Source organism: Streptosporangium sp. NPDC006013 (genome assembly GCF_040614275.1).
In the GTDB taxonomy this organism is placed as follows: domain Bacteria; phylum Actinomycetota; class Actinomycetes; order Streptosporangiales; family Streptosporangiaceae; genus Streptosporangium.
Genome location: NZ_JBEXUE010000745.1, coordinates 1 through 3,278 on the forward strand (window position 1 = coordinate 1; position 3,278 = coordinate 3,278).

Below are 3,278 nucleotides of genomic sequence, written 5' to 3' on the forward strand. Positions count from 1 at the left end.
CAGGCCCTGGGTCAGCTCGTGCAGATGCCAGGCCGCGTCCACCTTCGGCCGCAACACCCCGGCCAGCCGCTCCGGCGTCAGCGAGGCGATCGTGCCATCGTCCAGCACACCGGCGGTGTGGATCACCGCGGTCAGCGGGTGCCCGTTATCGACCTGCGCCAGCAGCGCCGCGACCTGATCGCGGTCGGCCACATCACACGCGGCGACCGTGACCTCGACCCCGTGCGCGATCAGCTCGGCCCGCAACTCCACCGCACCCGGAGCATCCAGACCCCGGCGGCTGACCAGCAGCAGACGCCGCAACCCGTGCTCGGCCACCAGGTGCCGGGCCACCTCCGCACCCAGACCACCGGTGCCGCCGGTGATCAGCACCGTGCCCTCCGGCTCCCAGACTCGGGGCATGGTCAGCACGATCTTGCCGGTGTGCTTGGCCTGGCTCATGAACCGGAACGCCTCCCGGCCCCGGCGCACATCCCACGCCGTCACCGGCAACGGCCGCAACTCACCCGCGGCGAACAACTTCGCCAGCTCGCCCAGGATCTGCCGCAACCGCTCAGGCCCGGCATCCGCCACGTCGAACCAGTGATACTCCAGCCCGGGGAAGCTCTCCTGCTCGCGGATGTCCAGCTTGCCCAACTCGATGAACCGGCCGCCCGAGCGCAGCAGCCGCGCCGAGGCGTCGATGAACTCCCCGGTCAGCGAGTTCAGCACCACATCGATGCCCCGCTCACCACACACCTCCCGGAACCGCTCCTCGAACTCCACACTCCGCGAGGAGGCGATGTGATCGTCCGGGACGCCCAGCGAACGCAGCACCTCCCACTTGGCCGGGCTCGCCGTGGCGAACACCTCCACCCCCAGGCGCTGCGCCAGCTGGATCGCCGCCATCCCGGTCCCACCGGTGCCCGCGTGCACCAGCAGCCTCTCGCCCTCCCGCAACCCGGCCAGATCCATCAGCCCGTAATAGGTCGTCAGGAACGCCACCGGGATCGTCGCGGCCTGCTCGAACGAGCAGTGATCGGGGATCTTCACCAGGATCACGGCATCGGTGACGACCACCGGGCCGAACGCGCCCTCGGCCAGACCCATCACCCGGTCCCCCGGGCGCAGGTCCGCCACCTCCGGGCCGACCTCAAGCACCACCCCGGCGACCTCGCTGCCCATCAGGCCGACCTTGTCCTGGAACCAGCCCAGCGCGTTCAACCCGTCCAGCAGGTCACGGAAGTTCACCCCCGCCGCACGCACCGCCACCCGAACCTGACCGGCCTGCAGCGGCTCGGTCGCCTGCGGGAACGGAAGCAACTCCAGCGCGTCCAGACTGCCCTTGGCCCGGCTACCCAACCGCCACGCCGTACCGGACGGAGGCAACAGACCCGCACCCGAGGCCAGCGACGCCAACCTCGGCGCCCGCACCCCACCGTCGCGCACCGCCACCTGCGGCTCATCCAGCGCCGGCATCGCGAGCAGTACATCGCGCAAAGTCGCGAGTGAGGACTCCTGATCATCCAGGTCGACCAGGACGAATCTGCCCGGATTCTCCGACTGCGCCGACCGCATCAGGCCCCACACCGCGGCGCCCGCCAGATCGGTAACCGCCTCGCTCTCGCTCACGGCCACCGCACCCCGTGTGATGACCACCAGACGCGAGTCAGCACACCGCTCATCGGCCAGCCACCCCTGCAGCAGGCCCAGCACCCCAGTCGTCACCGCATGCGCCGAGATCGCCTCGTCCCCGGCCTGCCCGGCCCCGACCTCGACCAGCACCACCTCAGGCACCGGCCCCGCCTCGGTCAGTGTCGACAGATCACGATGAACCGCGACCGGCTGGTCGGCCGACTTCCGCACTCCGGCAAAGCCCAGCGGGTCCGGCTCAAGTCCCGCATAACCGACCACCGCCACCGGCACCGGATCGACGATGGGAAGTTCCGGCAGCGGAGCCCAGTCCAACCGGAACAAGCCGTCCCCCACCGTCGCCTGCCCGCCATCCGCGGCGGCGAGTTGGTCGGGCGAGAACGGGCGCAGCACCAGCGATCGCGCCGACAACACCGGCTCACCCGCGACGTCCACCGCGACCAGCGACACCGAGTCGGCAGCGGTCCGGCTCAGCCGCACGCGCAGCATCGCCGCCCCGGTGGCGTGCAGGCTCACCTCTCCCCAGGAGAACGGCAACCGCGTCCTCACCTCGTTGTCCAGACCGGCGAACGTCGAGGCGTGCAGGGCCGCGTCCAGCAACGCCGGGTGCACCCCGAACGCATCCGCACCCGACAGCGCCTGCTCTGGTAGGGCGACCTCGGCGAATACCTCGCCACCCTCGCCCCACCAGGCCGCCCGCAACCCTTGGAACACCGGGCCATAGACGAGCAACCCCTCGGCAAGCCGGTCATAGAAACCGTCCAGCGCGATCGCGGTCGCGCCTGCCGGCGGCCACACCTCCGCATCGAACGGCACGGCGGCCCCGCTACCCGTGGCAAGCGTGCCGGTGGCGTGCCGTACCCACGGCACCTCCTCGGCCGCGTCCGCCGACCGGGCGTACACGTTCACGCTCCGACGGCCCGCCTCCTGGGCCGCGCCCACCCACACCTGCACCGCGACGGCATCGGTTTCGCCCAGCACCAGCGGCGCGACCAGGGTCAGCTCCTCTACCAGGTCACAACCGACCTGGTCACCGGCCCGGATCGCCAGCTCAAGGAACCCGGTCCCCGGGAAGAACACCATCCCGGCCACCGCGTGATCGACCAGCCATGGATGCGAACGCAACGACAACCGACCCGTCAGCAGCACACCGTCCGAGTCGGCCAGACCCACCGCAGCACCAAGCAGCGGATGATCCGTCGCGGCCAGCCCCGCCGCCGCCACATTCCCAGCCCCGGCTCCCGTTCCCTCGGGCCAGAACCCCTGATGTTGAAAGGCGTAGGTGGGCAGATCGACCCGGCGACCACCGGCCAGCACCTGCTGCCAGTCCACCTTCACACCACGGACGAACAGCTCGGCCGCCGAAGTCAGCACCCGCTCCAGGCCACCGTCATCACGACGCAGCGTCCCGGCGATCACGGTGGTGGCGTCCGTCTCGTCCACGCACTCCTGGACCCCGACCGTCAGCACCGGATGCGGGCTCACCTCGACGAACACCCGATACCGCTGCTCCAGCAACTGACCGATCACCGGAGCGAAAGCGACCGTGCGCCGCAGATTCTCACACCAATACCCCGCCCCCAGCTCCGGCCCCTGCACCCACTGCCCCGTCACCGTCGACAGCATCGGCACCCGCACCACCCCCG

1 protein-coding gene is annotated in these 3,278 nt (G+C 70.7%); it reads right to left on the reverse strand.

What is annotated here, in order from left to right:
- On the reverse strand, positions 1-3,258 hold a 3,258-nt coding region (locus ABZ260_RS48900; RefSeq protein WP_355632210.1), incomplete at its 3' end, for an SDR family NAD(P)-dependent oxidoreductase.
- Positions 3,259-3,278 lie beyond the last annotated feature (20 nt).